The sequence below is a fragment of the Salimicrobium halophilum genome, assembly GCF_900100295.1.
Lineage (GTDB): Bacteria > Bacillota > Bacilli > Bacillales > Halobacillaceae > Salimicrobium > Salimicrobium halophilum.
Genome location: NZ_FNEV01000014.1, coordinates 25,201 through 46,531, shown reverse-complemented (window position 1 = coordinate 46,531; position 21,331 = coordinate 25,201). Strand labels below are relative to the sequence as shown.

The window sequence follows — 21,331 nt, the reverse complement described above, 5'->3', positions numbered from 1 at the left end:
ATGCACCGCGCCGTTCCATTCCTGGTCCGGATGCTGAGTGGGTGGCTAACGGATTTGCTGGACACTCGGACAAGAGATCCCCTCTTGAACGGCGCGCAAACGCGGCACTGGGGTGATTCCACTTTTCCATATAAAAAACAGGCATCTGCCACGTATGACATCTGCCTGTTCTCTGTAAACTCTCCCGCTATTAGGAAAGGTTGTATTTTTTCTTGAAACGGTCTACACGGCCACCAGCTTTGTCCGCTTTCTGTTTACCTGTGTAGAACGGATGAGATGCAGAGCTTACCTCTACACGGATCAATGGGTACGTGTTACCGTCTTCCCATTCGATTGTCTCATCAGAAGTCTGAGTAGATCCTGTTAGGAACTTGTAGTCAGAGCTTGTGTCTAGGAATACAACTTTTTGGTATCCTGGATGAATATCCTGCTTCATTCTCTTCCACTCCTTTTTGCCCTGAGCCCTTTTTCAGCACAGAGTTATTGTAAGAGCCGTTTCGGGTGCACGTGGCACCTTGACTGAAACTCACATAGAGTGATTATATCAGGTCCCCTACGTTAATGCAACAGCTAATAATTCTAGCGGTTTCCGGCTCCCTGGTTCATTTCTTTGTCCATCAGATCGAAGAATTCCTGGTTGTCTTTCGACTTCTTCATGCGGCGCAGGAAGCGTTCGTAGAAGTCCTGAGACCCGGACATCGCCTGGCGAATCGCCCACATTTTGTCGAGTTGTTCTTTCGAAAGGAGCAGTTCTTCTTTCCTCGTTCCGGAACGCTTCAAGTCGATGGATGGGAAGATGCGTCGCTCAGCAAGAGAACGGTCGAGATGGAGTTCCATGTTGCCGGTACCCTTGAATTCTTCATAAATAACGTCATCCATCCGGGATCCTGTATCGACGAGAGCCGTTGCCAGAATCGTCAGGCTTCCGCCTTCCTCAATGTTACGCGCCGCTCCGAAGAATCGTTTCGGACGGTGGAAGGAAGCGGGATCGATACCACCGGAAAGGGTACGCCCACTTGGCGGAATGACAAGGTTGTAAGCTCTCGCCAGACGCGTGATGCTGTCCATCAGTACGATGACGTCACGCTTATGTTCCACCAGGCGCATAGCCCGTTCGAGTACAAGTTCAGAAACTTTGACATGGTTCTCCGGCACCTCATCAAAAGTGGAGGACACCACGTCGACGTCTGCCGCGACGGAGCGTTCGATATCCGTCACTTCCTCCGGACGCTCGTCCACGAGAAGAATGATCAGTTTCGAATCCGGATGGTTCTTCGAGATACTGTTGGCAATCTGCTTGAGAAGCATCGTCTTCCCGGCTTTCGGCGGCGCAACTAGAAGACCGCGCTGTCCATATCCGACAGGTGCCATGACGTCCATGATCCTTGTCGCAAGCTGGTTGTGCGCTGTTTCCAGTCTCATGTGGCGTTCCGGATAGAGCGGTGTGAGTGCAGGGAAGTGCACCCGTTCTTTCGCCGTTTCCGGGTCTTCTCCATTTACGGCATCCACGTGCAGCAGTCCGTAATACCGCTCATTTTCTTTTGGTGGACGTACTTTTCCGGATACTTTATCCCCGTTTCTCAGATCAAACCTGCGGATCTGGGAAGCGGAAATGTAGATATCTTCAGCACTCGGGGAGTAATTGATCGGACGAAGGAAACCGAAGCCTTCCGAGGGAATGATCTCGAGGATCCCGTCCATGAACAGGTATCCATCCTTTTCCGCCTGCGCTTTCAAAATAGCGAAAATGAGCTCGCGCTTCGTCAGTTTCGAATAATAGGAAACTTTGTATTCACGCGCTTTATCGTACAAGTCTTTCAATTTCAACGTTTCTAAGCTGGAAATATTCAATTCAGCCACAAAATCACCACTTTATATAAATTTTGGAATCATATATGTCTCGAAAGCTCTGTAATAGGAAGTTAGATAGTGAAGGTTTAGAGAAGCAAACTTTCTGAAGCTTACCGAGGCTGTAAACAAGCTTATTCTACATCTTAACACATCTCAGTTCAATAGGAGGTTTGTGAGACTTTTAGCATGTTGTGTGAGTTTCGAGCGTGTTCCGATTGAAATTCAGCATGCTGCCGTGAATTTCGGTCATGTCTTTGCAAAAATCGAGCAATCAACCACCCACGGTATCATACCAATAAAAGAAAACTCAGGGGAGACACGTCCCCTGAGTACTATTATGAGTTCTGGAATTGTTCTTTCTCCAGTTGGGACATTTCTTCGTACCAGATATTAGCTCCCAGATTATTCAGTTTCTCGACTATATTCTCATACCCACGTTCGATATGTTCGACGCCGGTGATTTCCGTCGTTCCTTTCGCCATCAGTCCGGCAATGACGAGCGCCGCACCTGCACGAAGATCGGACGCTTTTACACGGGCCCCGTGTAAAGGAGTAGGTCCCTGTATAATCGCAGAGCCGCCTTCTCCCTTGATCTTAGCGTTCATCCGTCTAAGTTCATCCACGTGTTTGAAACGGGACGGATAAATCGTGTCCGTCACCACCGCGTTTCCTGTAGCATTCGTCAGAAGGGAGGTGAACGGTTGCTGCAGGTCCGTCGGGAATCCTGGATGAACGAGCGTCTTGATGTCGACGCTGGTCATTTTCTCAGGAGGTCGGATGTACATCTGATCATCTTTCGTCTCGATCGTTACTCCCATCTCCCGGAGTTTCGCAAGTAGGGACTCGAGGTGCTGCGGTATGACGTTATCAAGAATGACTTCCTCTCCTTGAGCCGCTGCTAAAATAGCATACGTCCCTGCTTCTATACGATCCGGAATGATCGTGTGCAGGCAGCCGGACAGACGCTCCACTCCTTCGATACGGATGACATCTGTTCCAGCCCCTTTGATCTTCGCGCCCATGTTGGTCAGAAGCGTCGCGACATCGATGATTTCCGGCTCTTTCGCCGCGTTCTCGATGATCGTCTTCCCTTCGGCACGGACTGCTGCAAGCATGATATTGATCGTCGCCCCGACACTTACCATATCCAGATAAATGCGTGCTCCTCTCAATTTCTCCGCCCGAAGATAAATGGCTCCCTGCTCATTCGTGACTTCCGCTCCGAGCGCTTCGAACCCTTTGATGTGCTGGTCGATCGGCCGTGGCCCCAGATGACAGCCACCCGGAAGACCGATCACCGCTTTATTGAAGCGACCCAGCATCGCCCCCATGAAATAATAGGAGGCGCGCAATTTCTTTACACGTCCGTTCGGAAGCGGCATATCTTCCATTTCGGAAGGATCGATGTATACCGTCCTCCCCTCCTGGGACACACTGCCTCCGATTTCCCTTAACAGCTCTGACAGCGTTCCGACATCCGAGATATCCGGAAGGCCCTCGATCGTCACCGGGGAATCCGCCAGAATGGCTGCCGGAAGCAGAGCTACTGCACTATTCTTCGCACCACTGACACGCAAGGTCCCCCGAAGCGGCCTCGCGCCTTCTACCATTAGTTTGTGCATGCCTAACTCCTCACTTTACACATTCTTATGCTGTTAGTTTACGCAATTCCCGGAACCTCACTCACTTATTCGTCGCATTGTTCCAATCGTTCAGGAATTTCTCGATTCCCTGATCGGTAAGCGGATGCTTCACGAGCTGATTCAGGACTTTGAAAGGAATCGTCGAAATATGCGCTCCGTGTAGAGCCGCTTCATGTACATGCATAGGATGACGTACGGAAGCTGCGATGATTTCCGTATCGATTCCGTGGCGATCGAACACTTCAGCGATCTGCGAGATCAATTCCATTCCGTTATGGCCAATATCATCAAGACGCCCGAGGAAAGGAGACACGTAAGAAGCACCGGCACGAGCTGCAAGCAGCGCCTGGTTCACCGAGAATACAAGCGTCACGTTCGTTTTGACATTCAGATCGGAAAGCTGCTTCACTGCCTTTAACCCTTCCATCGTCATCGGAACTTTCACCGTGATGTTCGGAGCGATGGCTGCCAGTTCCTTCGCTTCTTTCATCATACCTTCGACATCTTCTGAGACAACTTCCGCACTTACTGATCCATCGACCTCCGTAGTGATTTCACGAAGACGATCGTGGAACGATACGCCTTCTTTCGCCACAAGACTCGGGTTCGTCGTCACCCCTGCCAATAACCCCAATGCATTCGCTTCTTTGATTTCGTCAATATTCGCTGTATCAATGAAAAATTTCATGCGACTGTCTCCCCTTTTCGAAGTTATGATTGCGTTTTCAAAAGCATATAGAAAGGAAACCGCTACTACAGTAACGGCTTCACTTTTTCCTGAAAAAACTTACGCCTGGTTGGAAGAACCGAATTCGCGCATTTTGCCGATGACGGTTTCTTTGATTGCGTCACGTCCAGGTCCTAGATATTTACGAGGGTCATATTGCTCAGGCTGTTCCGCAAGAACTTTACGCACCGCGTCGCCTTGAGCGATCTGGTTTTCTGTATTCACATTGATCTTCGCTGTACCGAAAGAGATTGCTTTCTTGATATCAGCAGAAGGAATGCCTGTACCGCCATGAAGTACAAGTGGCTTGTCGACAAGTCCCATGATTTCTTCCATGCGGTCGAAACCAAGGTTCGGTTCTCCTTTGTAAGGGCCGTGAACAGAGCCGAGAGCCGGAGCGAATACGTCTACGTTCGTTTCGTCTACGAGCTGTTTACACTCGGAAGGAATCGCGTACGCTGCTTCCGCGTCATCTACGATAAGATCGTCTTCCTGACCACCGACACGGCCAAGTTCCGCTTCTACGGATACGCCGTGGATGTGAGCAAGCTCTACGACTTTCTTCGTAACGGCAATGTTCTCCTCAAGCGGATCATGAGAAGCATCGATCATTACGGAAGTGAAGCCGGCATGGATCGCCTGGGCACATTTCTCGAAGCTGGATCCGTGATCGAGGTGGATTGCTACCGGTACGGTTGTACCATAAGCGGTCATCAGTGCTTTCACCATATCAACGACTACGTTGAAACCACCCATGTAGCGGCCTGCACCTTCGGATACACCAAGAATTACCGGGGACTGTTCTTCTTCTGCAGCCTGAAGAATAGCTTGTGCGTATTCCAGGTTGTTCAAGTTGAACTGACCTACGCCGTAGCGATTCTCTTTAGCTGTTTCAAGCATTTCTTTCATCGAAACTAAAGGCATGAAAGGGTTCCTCCTTATAACTATTACAAGCATGACGGCAGAGCGACTCTGAAATCACACACGTTCGTTTATTTACAACTATAAGAATACCAGTCCCTTTCTGAAGGTGCAATACTGCCTGATCAATGTTTACGCTTACATATAAAAATTATTTTCGGTAGTCACTAATTGTTCTGCTAAAGAGAAAATTTCTTCCAGATCAAAAGGTTTCTCCATAACTCCTTTCACCTGCTTGTACTCAAGCGTGTCTTTGATTTCTTCTCTGGAAAAACCGGTAGTCATGATCACCGGCCTGTCCAATTTCCTTTCGTCCATGAACGAAAGGAGTTCGCCCGCGCTTCTTTTGGGCAGATGGTAATCCATCAGTACAACATCATAAGCAGCGTCCGCAAGCATTCGTTCCGCTTCCAGGCCATTGGTCGCCGCTCTCACTTCCCAATCCTTCGATTTGAAGAAGTGTTCCAGCATAAGCTGTATACCTGATTCATCGTCAATGACTAATACCGTCGCCATTCTTTCTTTCACCTCTACTGCACATATTTCTCTCCCATCCCTTTTATTTCCACGCGAAATGGTTCAATTCCTGCCGGGATGGGGAGAAAATTATTACTTGGGGGTCGTTCACGAGCGTGACTCCTGCCCGAGCGTCCAGCAAATCCGTTTGCCTCCCACTCACAAATGGGAAATAGGCTTGAACGGCGCGGTGCATACAATTGCGCGACACTCAGGCGTAACGCTCCGACTTGAGCGTCCCGCAACCCACCTCGGCCGTGCTCCAAGATCTTGATTGCCCTTGGGCGCCGTTCATAGACATGATTCTTGCACGAGCGTCCAGCGAATCCATTTGCCTCCCACTCACGCACGAGATAGAGTCTTTAACGGCGCGGTGCATAAAAAGCGCGACACTCGGGGACCGGTGCTCCGGTGTGAATGTCGCGCAAAATCTTCATAATAATTTTTTAAACGAAAGTCGCTCCGATGAATCCATTGAACAATTCCTGTGGACGCGTCGGGCGTGATTTGAATTCCGGGTGGAACTGGCTGGCTACGAACCACGGGTGGTCTTTCACCTCGATGATTTCCACAAGACGGCCGTCCGGGCTTGTCCCGGAGAATTGGAACCCTTTCTCTTCCATCTCTTCGCGGTAGTGGTTATTGAATTCGAAACGGTGACGGTGACGTTCATAAATCACTTCGTCCTGGTACGCTTCCATCGCTTTCGTTTCTTCTTTCAGACGGGATGGATAGATTCCAAGGCGCAGTGTTCCGCCAAGGTCCTCTACGTCTTTCTGTTCCGGAAGAAGGTCGATGATCGGATGTTCCGTCGTCGGATCGATTTCCGCAGAGTGCGCGTTCTCGTACCCGAGTACGTTACGTGCGAACTCAACCGTAGCGAGCTGCATGCCAAGGCAGATGCCGAGGAACGGAATCTTGTTCTCACGGGCATGGCGGATCGCTTCGATTTTCCCTTCGATTCCGCGGTGACCGAAGCCTCCCGGTACGAGGATGCCGTCCGTGTCTGCAACGAGCTCGGAAACGTTCTCCGCCGTAACTTCTTCCGCGTTCACCCATTTCACTTCTACATCCGCATCATGCTGATAACCGGCATGCTTCAATGCTTCGACGACCGAGATATACGCATCCGGCAGCTCGACGTATTTTCCGACAAGAGCGATCGTGCGCTTCTCCTTCAGATTCTTCACACGGTCGACGAGTTCATTCCACTCCGTCATCTCCGCCGGCTGGCAGTTCAGGCTGAAGTGATCGCACGTGAGCTGGTCGAGTTTCTGTTCCTGAAGCGTGAGCGGCACGTCATACAGCGTTTCCGCATCGATCATTTCGATGACCGCTTCTTTTTTCAGGTCACAGAAAAGAGAGATCTTCTCTTTCATGTCTTCGGAGATTTCCGTTTCCGTACGTAGCACGATGACGTCCGGCTGAATACCGAGAGAACGCAGTTCTTTGACACTGTGCTGTGTCGGCTTCGTCTTAAGCTCTCCTGCTGCGCGGATATACGGCACGAGCGTACAGTGCAGGTACATCACGTTGTCACGGCCGATGTCGCTCTTGATCTGACGGATCGCTTCAAGGAATGGAAGAGATTCGATGTCTCCCACCGTTCCGCCGATTTCTGTAATGACGACGTCCGCATTCGTTTCGTGTCCGGCACGGTAGACGCGCTCTTTGATTTCATTCGTGATATGCGGGATGACCTGGACGGTTCCACCGAGATAATCGCCGCGACGTTCTTTCTTGATGACGTTGGAGTAGACTTTTCCGGTCGTCACGTTCGAAAATTTGTTCAGGTTGATATCGATGAAACGCTCATAGTGGCCGAGGTCAAGGTCCGTTTCCGCACCGTCATCCGTTACGAAAACTTCTCCGTGCTGATATGGACTCATCGTACCCGGATCCACGTTCAAGTACGGGTCGAACTTCTGAATCGTTACGCTCAACCCTCTGTTTTTCAGAAGGCGCCCGAGTGAAGCCGCCGTAATCCCTTTTCCTAATGAAGATACTACACCACCAGTAACAAAAATATACTTTGTCACATTCATCCCTCTTTCCTTGTTGATTTGCCTTAAGCTTCTGTCCCATGTATGAAATAGAGAAAGGGCGGGTTTGAAGCCGCCCTGGTCTTACAAAAAAGAAAAGCTCCCCAACCGAAATTGGGGAGCTTCTCGAAGGTCGTTCTTTTTTAAGAGCCCAAATAGAATTATAAAAAGGTTCGACCGCAAAGTCAAGAATCGGAAAAAATTATTGGTCGTCGTCATCCTCATCTTCATCACCGATGAAACTTGTGTCCTCGCTGACCATTTCTTCTTCCTCTTCATCCAGGTCATCTTCTTCATAATCCCCTTCGAAGTCGTCATCGTCATCCAGGTCGAGGTCTTCATCTGTCAGATCGAGGTCTTCCATGCCATCTTCGTCATCATCAGAGTCATACTCGGAAACGCCAAGTTCGTCTTCAAGCAGCTTGGACGGTTTCTTTTTCTTCTTCTTTTTCTTACGTACCTTCGGAAGGTTCGCAATGTCTTCTTCCATCTGTTCAATCGGGTACCACTTACGAAGACCCCACTGGTTCGTACCGGTCGTCGTAAAGCGTCCGTCCAGGTTCATGTCCGTATAGAACTGGGCAATCGCGTCTTCTTTACGGGCCTCGGAGAACCCTTTCATGTCCGCAATCTGATGGAACAGATCATTGAAATCATAAGTCTGATGCTGGTCTTCCAATACTACATAAGCCATTTCAAGCATCGATGTTTCGTCTATTTGTTGTTGGGTCAAATCTTTTAAACTCAAGCTTCAGCACTCCTTTGTACAAGCGTAATCACATACGACTCTCATTGTAACCATACCCTTTATTATAGAAAGAACGGGAGGAAAAATCAATAACAGAGATTTTTTTGGAATTCCCTCGCTTTTTTTCGTACAATATGAACAGAAGCCTTAGCGAAGGAGAGACACTCAATGAAGCATAAAATGAAGTTGCACCGATTAAAAGAACTGCATCCGGTGACCTGGACACTGATCGCTTTCATCGCCGTGATGTTCCCGACATGGATGTATACAAGCTACGGCATGATCCACGAAGAACACCTCACGGAAGCGACCGTATCCGAGAAGTATCACGAAGAAGAAGATTATTATATCGTTGTCGACGACCAGAAAATCAAAGTGAAAGATACAAGTAAGTGGATGCTCGTCGAAGCCGATGAAACATACGAGATCACATATGAATGGTATGGAACGAAAACGCCTCACGTAGTGTCCATCAACCAGGCTCACGATGACGATAGCGTCGGTGGCAGTCACTAAGTAAGGATAATGTTTATCTCAAATTTTCAGAGTTTGTCTCAAAAAGTGGCGCGTTTATCTCAACTTTTTCCGTTTTATCTCAAAAAGTTCAGCGTTTATCTCAAAAAGTTCAGCGTTTATCTCAAAAAAGGAGACACCTTCCGATCGGGAGTGTCTCCTTTTCCTGTTACTTCAAAAATCTCCATAAATCGGCGGCGACTCCAGCGGGAACAGCACGAGCTTAAGATCCATTTGATCAGGTGCCTTTCCTGGTCAAGTTAGCTTAAGCCGTGCCCGCGGAAAGCGTCCGCCGATTTTATGTTTGTTCTGCTATGATTCTAAAGTTTCTAAGCGGTGCTTCTCCGCTTTTCTTGTCTAGCTGCGACATCCAGAAACTCGAGCCATAAGCAACTCGGATTAAAGAAAGGAAAAAGCACCTTTGTCTGACAGTCCTGCTTATGACTAAGGTTTCTAAGCGGGGTAGCTCCACTTTTGTCCTTACATATTCCGTCGATACTGCCCACCGACTTCGTACAACGCGTGGGTGATCTGGCCGAGGCTGGCGACGCGGACGGTGTGCATGAGTTCTTCGAAGATGTTGCCGCCGGAGGTCGCTGTTTCTTTCAGGCGTCTCAACGCTTCATCGGCTTCACTCTCATGCGACTGCTGGAAGTTCCTGAGCTCTCTGATCTGATGCTCCTTTTCTTCCTTCGATGCACGGGCGAGTTCCATGGAATCGATGTCTTCCTCTGACGTCGGATTCGGATTCAAATAAGTGTTCACGCCGACAATCGGCAATTCGCCGGAATGTTTCTTCCCTTCGTAGTAAAGAGATTCTTCCTGGATTTTGCCACGCTGGTATTGGCGCTCCATGGCTCCTAGCACTCCGCCGCGGTCGTTCATCCGCTCGAATTCCTGCAGGACGGCTTCCTCCACGAGATCCGTCAGTTCTCCGATGACATACGATCCCTGCAGCGAGTTCTCGTTTTTCGTCAGGCCGAATTCTTTGCTGATGATCATCTGGATCGCCATCGCACGGCGCACCGATTCTTCGGTCGGCGTCGTGATCGCTTCGTCATAAGAGTTCGTATGGAGCGAGTTACAGTTATCCTGCAGGGCAATCAGTGCCTGCAGCGTCGTGCGGATATCATTGAAGTCGATTTCCTGCGCATGCAGAGATCGGCCGGAAGTCTGGATATGATACTTCAGCTTCTGGCTGCGCTCATTCGCTCCGTATTTATTTTTCATGACGATAGACCAGATTCTGCGGGCTACCCGGCCAAGCACCGTATACTCCGCATCCAGACCGTTGGAGAAAAAGAACGACAGGTTCGGCGCGAATTTGTCGATATCCATGCCGCGGCTCAGGTAATACTCGACGTATGTGAACCCGTTCGCAAGCGTGAAAGCGAGCTGCGTAATCGGGTTCGCTCCTGCTTCCGCGATATGATACCCGGAAATCGACACAGAGTAATAGTTACGCACGTCATGATCGATGAAATACTGCTGGATGTCCCCCATCATACGAAGCGCAAATTCCGTGGAGAAGATACACGTATTCTGCCCCTGGTCCTCTTTCAGAATATCGGCCTGCACGGTTCCGCGGACGACGTGGATCGTTTCTTCCTTGATCCGCTCCGCTTCTTCCGCTGTCGGCTTCCGACCTTCGTTGTCTTCGAACTTCTGCAATTCTTTATCGATGGCCGTGTTGAAATACATAGCCAGGATGATCGGCGCTGGACCGTTGATCGTCATGGAGACGGACGTTTTCGGATCGACGAGATCGAAGCCATCGTACAGCTTCTTCATATCCTCGAGCGTACAGATGTTCACGCCGCTCTCGCCGACTTTCCCGTAAATATCCGGACGCTCATCCGGGTCTTCCCCGTACAGTGTCACCGAATCGAATGCCGTACTCAAACGCTTGGCATCATCGCCTTCCGATAGATAGTGGAAACGGCGGTTCGTTTTCTCCGGAGTCCCTTCTCCGGCGAACTGTCGCTTCGGATCTTCCCCTTTCCGTTTGAAAGGAAAAACGCCTGCCGTGAACGGGAAAGCCCCCGGCACATTTTCTTTCATCAGCCACTGGACCCGGTCGCCCCAGTCCATGTATTTCGGAAGCGCCACTTTCGGCACCTTCGTTCCTGAGAGACTCTCGGTCGTGAGGTCCATCGTAATCTCTTTATCCCTGACTTTGAACGTGTACGTGTCGCCCTTATATCGTTCGTGAAGCGCGTCCCAGTCTTCGAGCTTCTCTTTCACATCTCTGTCGATGTCACGGACTATGCTTTCCTTTGCTTCGGTAACGGCTTCCGTTTCCCCGATCATGTTCTCGGTTCCTTCAAGCTGATACCATTTGCGTGCTTTGTCCGCCTGTTCAGCGGTGAACTCATGATAGCCGCGCACTTCTTTTACGATATCCCTCAAATACTGCTTACGGTCGTTCGGGATGATGACATTCTGCTTCTCGACTTTGGACACGCGCTCAAGCGATGTCTCATCATCCCAGCCATAGCGTTCATTAATAGTATCAAGAAGCGCTGCAAACAACGTATTCGTACCCGGATCGTTGAACTGGCTGGCAATCGTACCGAAGACAGGGAATGATTCATGGTCTTCGTGAAAACGCATATGGCTACGCTCATACTGCTTCCTTACCTGCTTCAATGCGTCCTCTGAGCCTTTCTGTTCAAACTTGTTGATGACGATGAAATCAGCGAAGTCGATCATGTCGATTTTCTCGAGCTGCGAAGGAGCACCGAACTCTGCCGTCATGACATACATGGACAGGTCCGTGATTTCCGTAATCTCCGCATCACCCTGACCGATTCCGCTCGTCTCGACGATGATGAAGTCGTAGCCGGCCTGTTTCACAATCTGGATCGCATCCTGGACAGCAGTCGATATCTCGGTCCGGGCATCACGCGTCGCGAGGGACCTCATGTAGACATTCGGGTGGAAAATCGCGTTCATCCGGATGCGGTCGCCGAGCAGCGCTCCCCCGGTCTTTTTCTTCGTCGGGTCGACGGACAGAACCGCGACTTTCTTTTCAGGGACTTCGTTCAGGAAGCGGCGGATCAGTTCGTCCGTCAGGGAACTCTTCCCTGCTCCTCCTGTTCCGGTGATACCGAGCACAGGTACGTCTTTATCCGAATTCCACTTTTCCCTCCACTTCGAAAGCTCCGCTTCACCCAGGCTCTCCGCCTGAGTGATCATACGGGCGATGGTCGTCACTTCTCCGTCCCCCGTTTCCATGCCTTCTTTTACCTGGGGAAGAAAGTCAGCTTCCTCCATCATGTGATTGATCATGCCCTGAAGCCCGTGTTCCCGGCCATACTCCGGAGAAAAGATGTGAGCGACACCGTAGTCGTGCAGTTCTTTGATTTCACGAGGCAGAATCACTCCACCTCCGCCTCCGAACACGCGTACATGCGAAGCACCTTTTTCGTTCAGAAGATCGATCATGTATTTGAAATATTCCACGTGACCGCCCTGATAAGATGAAATCGCGATTCCCTGCGCATCTTCCTGGATGGCGGCATTCACCACATCCTCCACGGACCGGTTATGGCCGAGGTGGATGACTTCCGCTCCGGTCGCCTGCAGAATACGGCGCATGATATTGATCGATGCATCGTGACCATCGAACAGACTGGAAGCGGTTACAAAACGAACGGCATGTTTCGGTTGATATACGTCCAACGCTACTCCTCCTTGCTTTTTGTAAATGACTGATGTTCCGATACTCCGTAAAGCAGTACATTCACCTGATGATCGATGTATTCTTCAAGGGAAAATGAGCGCTGCAGGATCCATCTCCGGAAGCCCCACATCTGGCCTTCGACGAAAATATTGTTGGCGATGACAGCGACTTTCCCCGGCGGCATGTCAGGCAGGCTATGGGATATGACTTCTTCGAGCATCCCTACCATTTCCCGCTCCTTTTCCAGAATGTAACTTTTCGCTTCTTTCGGCAGGGCTTTCACTTCCTGATAAAGGACGATGACTTCTTCCTGAAGCTCATCCATCAAGTGGAAATAAGCGCGCACCGCTTCTTCGAGAGGGGTCTCCCCGGGAACAGAAGCGATGACGACCTCCTTCATCCGGACGTTCACCTGCTCATAAATCGAATCGCAGACGAGGAAGAGGACGTCCTCTTTCGTACGGATGTATTCATAAAGTGTGCCGATGCTGAAGCCGCTCGCCTTGGCGATTTCGCGTGTCGTCGTTTTATGGAACCCTTTTTCCCGGAAAAGGGAAACGGCTCCCTGGATCATCTGGTCCCGCCGCTTTTCGACGAGGGCTCTGTTTTTGATTGAGGAAGGAACCTGTTTACTCTCCATCGCTACTCTTCCTTTCCTTCTTCCATTCGTCGAACCAATGCTTCGCGAGGGCATATGGATCATAGGACTGCTGATTAAGCTCGGCGGTGCGACCGCCTTCTTCCACCCATCGCTTCACGTCGCGCCAGATTTCTTCGCGGATGAGTTCGTACACTTCCATTTCGCGCTGAAGCCGTTTTTTCTCCTGGCCGGAAGCGGTCTCTTCGAGGTAGGTTCTGTGACGCTTCATCTCTTCCCACATTTCGGGGAGACCCGTTTTCTTCGTGGATACGGTTTTGACGATCGGCGGATACCACCCCTTCGGATCCGCGATCATCATGTAGTCTTCAAGTGTAATCTTCAGCTTCTCCACATCCGGAAGGTCCGCTTTGTTGATGATGAAAAGGTCAGCGATTTCCATGATGCCTGCTTTGAATATCTGCAGAATATCTCCGCTGTTCGGCGTCAGCACGAGTCCCGTCGTATCGACGACTTTCATGACATCAAGCTCGGACTGACCGACGCCTACCGTTTCGACAAGGACGACATCAAAACCGGCGGCATCACACATCCGTATCGCATCTTTCGTCGCACGGGCCAGGCCCCCGAGACTGCCGCGGGTCGCCATACTTCTGATGAAAATACCGGGATCGACGAAATGCTGATGCATCCTCGTCCGGTCCCCGAGAATCGAGCCGCCGCTGAACGGACTCGTCGGATCGATGGCGATGACCGCTACCGTTAAGTGCTGCTCCCGTAGAAGGTGGAGAAGCTCGTTGATGAGCGTACTTTTCCCTGCGCCGGGTGAGCCGGTAATGCCGATGTGATGCGCATTCTTTTCCATGGAAAAGATGTCGCTCATGAGGGAAAGTTTTTCTTTATCTTCCCGTTCTGCGAGGGTGATCGCTCTGGCAAGGGCCCGGCGATCTCCGTTTTGAATGCGTTCTGCCAGCGGATGCATCGAATCGTCCTTTCTTCTGTCGGATGAAAAGTTCTTTTTTTGCGATAAATGGCTCAAAAGTTACGATAAATATGCTTGCCCATAAGAATTTGAGATAAACACTTGATTTTTTGAGATAACTCGCGCATTTTTTGAGATAAACCAAAAAAATTTGAGATAAGCTTTCAACTTTTTGAGATAAACCTCTAAACGGCGCCTGCCACTTTTCTTTGTCCAGTTCCAGGCACCAGAAATTCGTGTCATAAGTAGCCCGGATCAGAAAAAAGAAAGATCGCTTTTGTCTGACCGGTCTACTTATGCCAGTATTTCTAAACGGCGCCTGCCACTTTTCTAGCTAGTCACCATTCTACCAATAACAAGACGCTGAATCTCGTTCGTGCCTTCGTAAATCTGGGTGATTTTCGCGTCGCGCATGTAGCGTTCGACCGGGTAGTCTTTCGTATAGCCGTAGCCACCGTAGACTTGCACCGCTTCTGTCGTCACGTCCATCGCTGCGTCGCCGGCGAACAGTTTCGCCATAGCCGAAGCCTTGGCGTACGGTTTGCCTTCAGATTCCAGATAAGCGGCCTGATACGTCAATAAGCGTGCCGCTTCCACATCGGTAGCCATGTCGGCGAGCTTGAAAGAGAGGCCCTGGTGCTTGGCGATCGGTTTGCCGAACTGCTCGCGTTCTTTCGCATAGCCGATGGATTTATCGAGAGCCCCTTGAGCGATACCGACAGCCTGGGCTGCAATGCCGTTTCGTCCACCATCAAGCGTCTGCATGGCGATTTTGAATCCTTCGCCTTCTGCACCGAGAAGATTGTCTTTCGGTACACGGCAATTTTCGAAAATGAGTTCCGTCGTCGGAGACGAGCGGATACCGAGTTTCTTCTCTTTTTTCCCGAAAGAAAAACCTTCCGTCCCTTTTTCTACGATGAAAGCACTGACTCCTTTGTGCCCTGCCTCCGGATCGGTCTTGGCGAAAACGATATAGATATCCGCGACGCCGCCATTGGTGATCCATACTTTGTTGCCGTTCAGGATGTAGTCGTCGCCGTCTTTTTTCGCCTGCGTCTTCATGGAAGAAACGTCACTTCCTGCGCCCGGTTCGGACAAAGCGTAAGCACCGAGCGCTTCCCCGGTCGCGAGACGAGTCAGGAAATTCTTCTTCTGCTCCTCACTGCCGAACGTGAAGATCGGCCAGCTGGCAAGAGAAATATGAGCGGATAACGTCACGCCCGTAGATGCACAGACGCGGGAGAGTTCTTCTACCGCAATCGCATAGCTTACGAAATCCGATCCGATGCCGCCGTACTCTTCCGGCCACGGAATCCCTGTCAGCCCGAGCTCGGACATCTGATCGAAAATCCCCCGGTCGAACCGTTCTTCTTCGTCGCGCTCCGCGGCTGTCGGTTCCACTTCGTTTTCCGCGAAGTCACGTACCATTTTCTTCAGCATCTGCTGTTCTTCTGTCAATGTAAAGTCCATGTCGCTTTCCCCCTTTTATTTCATCAGGTGATTGCCGATGACAATCTTCTGAATTTCACTCGTTCCTTCATAAATTTCACAAACTTTCGCATCCCGGAACAGGCGCTCCACCGGATAGTCTTCAGTGTAGCCGTATCCCCCGTACACCTGCACCGCTTCGATGCTCGTATTCACGGCAGCTTTCGAAGCCCACAGCTTCGCCATCGATACTTCTTTGCCGCACGGCAGCCCTTCCTGCTGAAGACGGGCCGCTTCATAGACTAGGAGCCTTGCCGCCTCTACTTCGGTCGCCATATCGGCGAGTTTGAAAGAAAGACCCTGATGTTTGGCGATCGGTTTGCCGAACTGCTCGCGTTCTTTCGCATAGGAAACGGAGTACTCGAGAGCCGCTTCCGCAATCCCGAGCGCCTGAGCTGCAATGCCGATGCGTCCGGTGTTCAGGTTCGCCATCGCAACCGAGAATCCTTTTCCTTCTTCACCTAGCAGGTTCTCTTTCGGCACCCGGCACTGATCGAAGTTGATCGTACATGTGCTGGACCCGTGCATGCCCATCTTCCGCTCCACACTGCCGACGGAGAATCCAGGCATGTCTTTTTCCACGATAAACGCACTGACACCTTTACTTCCGGGTTCATCCGGATTCGTACGGGAGAAGACGATGAACGTATCGGCCGCTTCCGCATTCGTGATGAAGGCTTTCGAACCGTTCAGGATGTAATCGTCCCCGTCTTTCACCGCACGGGTCTTCAGACTTGCCGCGTCGGACCCGGCACCCGGCTCTGTCAGAGCGAAGGCACCCAGATATTCACCGCTTGCAAGCTTCGGCAGATATTTCTCTTTCTGCTCTTCGGTTCCGAAGTAAAGAATCGGGTTCGTACCGACGGAGGTGTGGACAGAAAGGATGACCCCTACCGTCGCACTGACTTTCGACAGCTCATTGATTGCAAGGATGTAAGACGTGAAGTCCATTTCCGACCCGCCATACTTTTCAGGAATCGGAACACCCATCAATCCAAGCTCTCCCATCTTTCTGACGACTTCGATCGGAAAGCGATCCTCTTCTTCCATGCGCTCCACCGCCGGAGCCACTTCCTTCTCTGCGAAATCGCGAACCATCTTCCTCATCATCTGCTGTTCATCTGTAAAAGCCATGAGCCTCTCTCCTATTCGTAGATGTAAAAGCCGCGGCCGGATTTCTTCCCGAGCCAGCCTGCTGCTACGTATTTTTTCAACAATGGACATGGACGATATTTCGAATCGCCGAATCCGTCAAAAAGAATCTCCATAATCGACAGACATGTATCGAGACCGATGAAGTCCGCGAGTTGCAATGGTCCCATCGGATGATTCATCCCGAGCTTCATGACCGTATCGACGTCTTCTTTCGACGCGACTCCCTCATAAACGGTAAAAATCGCTTCGTTGATCATCGGCATGAGCACACGGTTCGAAACGAAGCCAGGATAGTCATTCACCTCGACCGGAGTCTTCACGAGCTGCTTGGCGAGTTGTTCTACCCGTTCGTATGTTTCATCACTCGTTTGAATCGCACGGATGACTTCGACAAGTTTCATGACCGGTACCGGATTCATGAAATGCATCCCTATGACCTGGGATGGCCGGTTCGTCACAGCCGCTACATCTGTGATAGGGAGCGAAGACGTGTTCGTCGCTAGAATCGCATGCTCCGGCATGATTTCATCGAGCTGACGGAACACTTTCTCTTTGACGTCCATATTCTCGACGACCGCTTCAATGGCAAAATCACAGTTCGACGCATCCTCAAGGGTTGAAGCTGTTTCCAGATGCGCTTTGGCCTGTTCCGCTTCTTCCTGGGTCATCCGTTCTTTTTCCACGGAACGGTCGAGACGTTTATGAATGCCTTCCATTCCTTTTTGGAGTGCTTCCTGGTTTACATCGAACAGTTTCACGGAAAAATTGTGCGTTGCGAATACTTGCGCGATCCCGGCACCCATCTGGCCGGCACCGATAACGAAAATATACTTCATGATTACGCTCCCTCCACTTCAATCAAGACTGCGTCACCCTGGCCGCCTCCGGAACAGATGGCAGCAATACCAAGTCCGCCTCCGCGGCGACGAAGTTCATACGCTAGTGTCAAAAGGATCCTTGCGCCACTGGCTCCGATCGGATGACCAAGAGCGACCGCTCCGCCGTTGACGTTCACTTTCTCTGTCTCGAGTCCGGCGATTTTCCCGCTGGCGAGCGAGACGGCAGCGAAAGCTTCATTCACTTCGAACAGATCAATGTCTTCAAGTTTTTTTCCGGTTTTTTCTAGAAGTTTGTTGATGACAAGTCCCGGTGTCTCCGGAAAGTCCTGCGCTTCCACCGCGATTTCATCGTGAGCGAGGATGGTCGCAAGAGGCTTGATGCCGTCGCGCTCCGCTTTTTCATCAGACATGAGAACCATCGCACACGCCCCGTCGTTGACGCCAGGTGCGTTACCCGCAGTGATTGTGCCGTCTTTATCGAAGACCGGTTTCAGTTGGGACAGGCGTTCGACCGTCGTATCGAGACGTGGTGCTTCATCGGTATCGACCTTGATCGGATCGCCTTTTCGCTGAGGAATCTCGACAGGAACGATTTCTTCTTTCATCACTCCGGAATCGATCGCCTTGCCGGCAAGCTGATGACTACGATATGCCCAATCATCCTGCGCTTGGCGGGTGATGTCGTGATTGTTGGCGGTGCGGTTTCCGTACGACCCCATATGCACGCCTTCAAAGGAACAAGTCAGTCCGTCGTGGATCATCATATCTTTCACGGCGCCGTCTCCCATCCGGAATCCGAAACGGGCTTTCGGCATGAAATAAGGAGCACTGCTCATGCTTTCCATTCCTCCGGCGACGATGATCTCTTCTTCCCCGAGACGAATGAACTGATCCGCCATCGTGACACTTCGCATGCCGGACGCACACACTTTATTGACCGTTTCCGTTTTCACATGCCACGGAATACCTGCATTCCGTGCCGCCTGTCTGGATGGCAACTGTCCCTGGCCACCCTGGAGCACGGTACCCATGATCACCTCGCCGATGTCCTTGCCTTCAATTCCGGCGCGTTGCATCGCTTCGGCAATCGCTTTGCCTCCGAGCTCGGAAGCGGATAAAGAAGCAAGGCTTCCTCCAAGTTTCCCAAATGCTGTACGGGCTCCTTCCACAATCACTGTTTTCGTCATACCTGATTCCTCCTTTTATTTGATAACGCTTTCAAAATTGGCTATCGAACGCTCGCTCAATTTCTCTTCATAAGGAAAGTGTACAAAACTTTTTGTACACTTTCCACTGTTTTCTTCCAATTTGTTTTTTGTTATGGGACATTCTTAAGTAATCAGATTGATGAAAGTATCGCATAATATTTGATATGCGATACTTTCTTCTTCACTTTCTATCAAAAGCATCGGATATCTTTATTTATGAAATGCTTTCTTCTCTTTTCTTCTGAAAAACTGTCGCATAACCAGATACCTGACCTGGTTTCTAAACGGCCTGCTCCGCTTTTTCTTTTTCAAATATAGATTTAGCAAGAATCTCTGCGATATCCATCGTGCTTACGGTTTCTTCGACTTCCTTCGCTTTCGTTCCGTCAGACAGCATCGTCAGACAGAACGGACAACCACTCGAGATCATCGTAGGTTCCACTTCAAGCGCCTGTTCGGTACGGGCGAGGTTGACGCGGTTTCCGGATTTCTCTTCCATCCACATCATACCTCCGCCGGCTCCACAGCACATGCCGTTCGAGCGGTTACGCTTCATCTCGACGACTTCGACGCCCGGAATCATCTCAAGCACTTCACGCGGCGGCTGGTACACTTCGTTGTAACGGCCGAGATAGCAGCTGTCGTGATAGGTGATCTTCTCGTTGACCGGTGCTTCCGGTTTCAGACGACCTTCCTCGAGCCATTTCGCGAGCATTTCCGTATGGTGGTACACTTCCGCTTCGAATCCGAAGTCCGGATATTCGTTTTTGAAAATGTTGAACGCATGCGGATCGATCGTAATGATTTTCGTTACATTGTTCTTTTCGAACTCTTTGATATTCTTCTCGGCAAGCTCCTGGAAGAGGAATTCGTTCCCCATACGGCGAGCCGTATCTCCGGAGTTCTGTTCTTTGTTACCGAGGATGGCGAACTTGATGCCCGCTTTGTTCATAAGCTTCGCGAAATCCATCGCGATTTTCTGACTGCGGTTGTCGTACGATCCCATCGAGCTTACCCAGAAGAGATACTCGAATTCTTCGCCTTCTTTCTTCAATTCTTTCACAGTAGGGATGTACGCATCCTCATCAAGCTCACGCCAGTCTTCGCGCTCTTTCTTCGATAGTCCCCAAGGGTTCCCCTGGCGTTCGATGTTCATAAGGGCACGCTGACCATCCGGATCCATTTTTCCTTCTGTCATCACAAGATAACGGCGCAGGTCGATGATTTTATCGACGTGTTCGTTAAGTACCGGACAAGCATCCTCACAGTTACGGCACGTCGTACAAGCCCAGAGTTCTTCTTCTGTGATCACGTCACCGATGAGGTTCGTTTCGTTGACACGATCGACTGCCTCATTCTGTTCACCGCGGGCCATCGAAGCGAGCATGTTCCCTTCCGTTCCGGAGAAGGCATAGGAGGGTACCCACGCTTCCCGACCGGTAACGGCAGCTCCTTTATGCGTCAGGTGATCACGGATTTTAACGAGAAGGTCCATCGGAGACAGCATCTTCCCGGAACCGGAAGCCGGACACACATTCGTACAGCGTCCACATTCCACACAGGCATACAGATCGATCATCTGCAGCTGGTCGAATTCTTCCACTTTTCCGACCCCGAAGGATACTTCTTCTTCATCCGTTTCGTCATCGATATCGAAATTGATCGGCTTCAGCTTGCCGGGTGCGTCCTCACGACTGAGGAATACGTTGACCGGTGCTGCGATAAGGTGAGCGTGCTTCGACTGCGGCACGTAAACGAGAAACGACAGCAATGCCAGCAGGTGGATCCACCACATTACGAAAAACACGGCAGCGGCCCCCGTTTCAGGAAGCCAAGTGAATGCGAGCGCAATAGTACTTGCCACCGGTTCAAATAACGTCGGTTCATGGCCATGCCAGAGGATATTCATCGCGTTTCCGGCAAGCACTGTCACCATAAGCGTTCCGATGAAAATAAGTACAAGTCCTGCTTTGAAACCGCGCTTCAGGCGTACAAGCTTCTCTATGTAGCGACGGTAAAACGCCCACACGACCGCTACGAGAATCATGAGTGTCACAAGCTCCTGGAAAAATGTGAATGCCGGATAAACCGGACCTAGCGGCAGGTGCGAATCAGGCGCAAGTCCTTTCCAGATGAAATCGATCGCTCCGAACTGGACGAGCAGAAATCCGTAGAACATCATTACATGAATCGCCCCGGATTTCTTATCTTTCAATAATTTTTTCTGACCAAAGACATAAATCCCGATTTTTTGAAGACGACGCTTGATTTTTCCATCGAATTCAAATTTTTTCCCCATCTTAATATAAGCAATTCTCGTCTGCACGATACGGGCGAATAAATACACGCCGTAAAACGTCACACCGAGGAACAACAGCCAGTTGACCAGCAATAAAGGATCCATTCCTTCTCCCC

17 protein-coding genes are annotated in these 21,331 nt (G+C 50.5%); 1 reads left to right on the top strand and 16 read right to left on the bottom strand.

Annotated features, from left to right (window positions below):
* Window positions 1-190: 190 nt before the first annotated feature.
* The 8 genes from BLQ44_RS15280 to rpoE form a co-directional block, all read right to left on the bottom strand.
* Window positions 191-436 carry a type B 50S ribosomal protein L31 gene (locus BLQ44_RS15280; RefSeq protein WP_093194762.1) on the bottom strand — a complete coding sequence of 82 codons (246 nt, stop codon included), beginning with the start codon at window positions 434-436 and terminating at the stop codon, window positions 191-193.
* Window positions 437-579: 143 nt separating this feature from the next.
* Window positions 580-1,860 (bottom strand): transcription termination factor Rho, encoded by a 1,281-nt coding sequence (gene rho / locus BLQ44_RS15275; RefSeq protein ID WP_093194761.1) that lies wholly within the window; start codon window positions 1,858-1,860, stop codon window positions 580-582.
* A gap of 326 nt (window positions 1,861-2,186) precedes the next feature.
* On the bottom strand, window positions 2,187-3,473 hold the full coding sequence (locus BLQ44_RS15270; protein ID WP_093194760.1) for a UDP-N-acetylglucosamine 1-carboxyvinyltransferase: 1,287 nt from the start codon (window positions 3,471-3,473) through the stop codon (window positions 2,187-2,189).
* A 61-nt stretch (window positions 3,474-3,534) separates the two neighbouring features.
* Window positions 3,535-4,182, bottom strand: coding sequence for a fructose-6-phosphate aldolase (gene fsa / locus BLQ44_RS15265; RefSeq protein ID WP_093194759.1), 648 nt, complete (start codon window positions 4,180-4,182; stop codon window positions 3,535-3,537).
* A gap of 99 nt (window positions 4,183-4,281) precedes the next feature.
* Window positions 4,282-5,145, bottom strand: a complete 864-nt coding sequence (gene fba, locus BLQ44_RS15260; protein WP_093194758.1) for a class II fructose-1,6-bisphosphate aldolase — start codon at window positions 5,143-5,145, stop codon at window positions 4,282-4,284.
* Between the two features lie 135 nt (window positions 5,146-5,280).
* Window positions 5,281-5,658 (bottom strand): response regulator, encoded by a 378-nt coding sequence (locus BLQ44_RS15255; RefSeq protein ID WP_093194757.1) that lies wholly within the window; start codon window positions 5,656-5,658, stop codon window positions 5,281-5,283.
* A gap of 446 nt (window positions 5,659-6,104) precedes the next feature.
* Complete coding sequence (locus BLQ44_RS15250; RefSeq protein WP_093194764.1) at window positions 6,105-7,697, bottom strand: CTP synthase; 1,593 nt, start codon at window positions 7,695-7,697, stop codon at window positions 6,105-6,107.
* 205 nt (window positions 7,698-7,902) lie between these two features.
* Window positions 7,903-8,448, bottom strand: coding sequence for a DNA-directed RNA polymerase subunit delta (rpoE, locus tag BLQ44_RS15245; RefSeq protein ID WP_093194756.1), 546 nt, complete (start codon window positions 8,446-8,448; stop codon window positions 7,903-7,905).
* Window positions 8,449-8,616: 168 nt separating this feature from the next.
* On the opposite strand from rpoE, the gene BLQ44_RS15240 reads away from it, so the two are divergent.
* Complete coding sequence (locus BLQ44_RS15240; RefSeq protein ID WP_245688178.1) at window positions 8,617-8,964, top strand: hypothetical protein; 348 nt, start codon at window positions 8,617-8,619, stop codon at window positions 8,962-8,964.
* 477 nt (window positions 8,965-9,441) lie between these two features.
* On the opposite strand, the gene icmF is transcribed toward BLQ44_RS15240, so the two are convergent.
* From icmF to BLQ44_RS15200, 8 genes are all read right to left on the bottom strand, one after another.
* Entirely contained in the window at window positions 9,442-12,645 is a 3,204-nt protein-coding gene (icmF, locus tag BLQ44_RS15235) for a fused isobutyryl-CoA mutase/GTPase IcmF (RefSeq protein WP_093194755.1), read from the bottom strand.
* 2 nt (window positions 12,646-12,647) lie between these two features.
* Window positions 12,648-13,286 (bottom strand): TetR/AcrR family transcriptional regulator, encoded by a 639-nt coding sequence (locus BLQ44_RS15230; protein ID WP_093194754.1) that lies wholly within the window; start codon window positions 13,284-13,286, stop codon window positions 12,648-12,650.
* Entirely contained in the window at window positions 13,276-14,226 is a 951-nt protein-coding gene (gene meaB, locus BLQ44_RS15225; RefSeq protein ID WP_093194753.1) for a methylmalonyl Co-A mutase-associated GTPase MeaB, read from the bottom strand. The genes BLQ44_RS15230 and meaB overlap by 11 nt, the downstream gene beginning before the upstream one ends.
* Before the next feature lie 330 nt (window positions 14,227-14,556).
* Window positions 14,557-15,696: an acyl-CoA dehydrogenase gene (locus BLQ44_RS15220; protein ID WP_093194752.1), complete on the bottom strand. Its 1,140-nt coding sequence runs from the start codon at window positions 15,694-15,696 to the stop codon at window positions 14,557-14,559.
* A gap of 15 nt (window positions 15,697-15,711) precedes the next feature.
* Complete coding sequence (locus BLQ44_RS15215; protein ID WP_093194751.1) at window positions 15,712-16,848, bottom strand: acyl-CoA dehydrogenase; 1,137 nt, start codon at window positions 16,846-16,848, stop codon at window positions 15,712-15,714.
* Between the two features lie 11 nt (window positions 16,849-16,859).
* On the bottom strand, window positions 16,860-17,705 hold the full coding sequence (locus BLQ44_RS15210) for a 3-hydroxybutyryl-CoA dehydrogenase (protein ID WP_093194750.1): 846 nt from the start codon (window positions 17,703-17,705) through the stop codon (window positions 16,860-16,862).
* Between the two features lie 2 nt (window positions 17,706-17,707).
* Window positions 17,708-18,895 carry an acetyl-CoA C-acetyltransferase gene (locus BLQ44_RS15205; protein ID WP_093194749.1) on the bottom strand — a complete coding sequence of 396 codons (1,188 nt, stop codon included), beginning with the start codon at window positions 18,893-18,895 and terminating at the stop codon, window positions 17,708-17,710.
* Window positions 18,896-19,196: 301 nt separating this feature from the next.
* Window positions 19,197-21,320 (bottom strand): heterodisulfide reductase-related iron-sulfur binding cluster, encoded by a 2,124-nt coding sequence (locus BLQ44_RS15200; protein WP_093194748.1) that lies wholly within the window; start codon window positions 21,318-21,320, stop codon window positions 19,197-19,199.
* Window positions 21,321-21,331 lie beyond the last annotated feature (11 nt).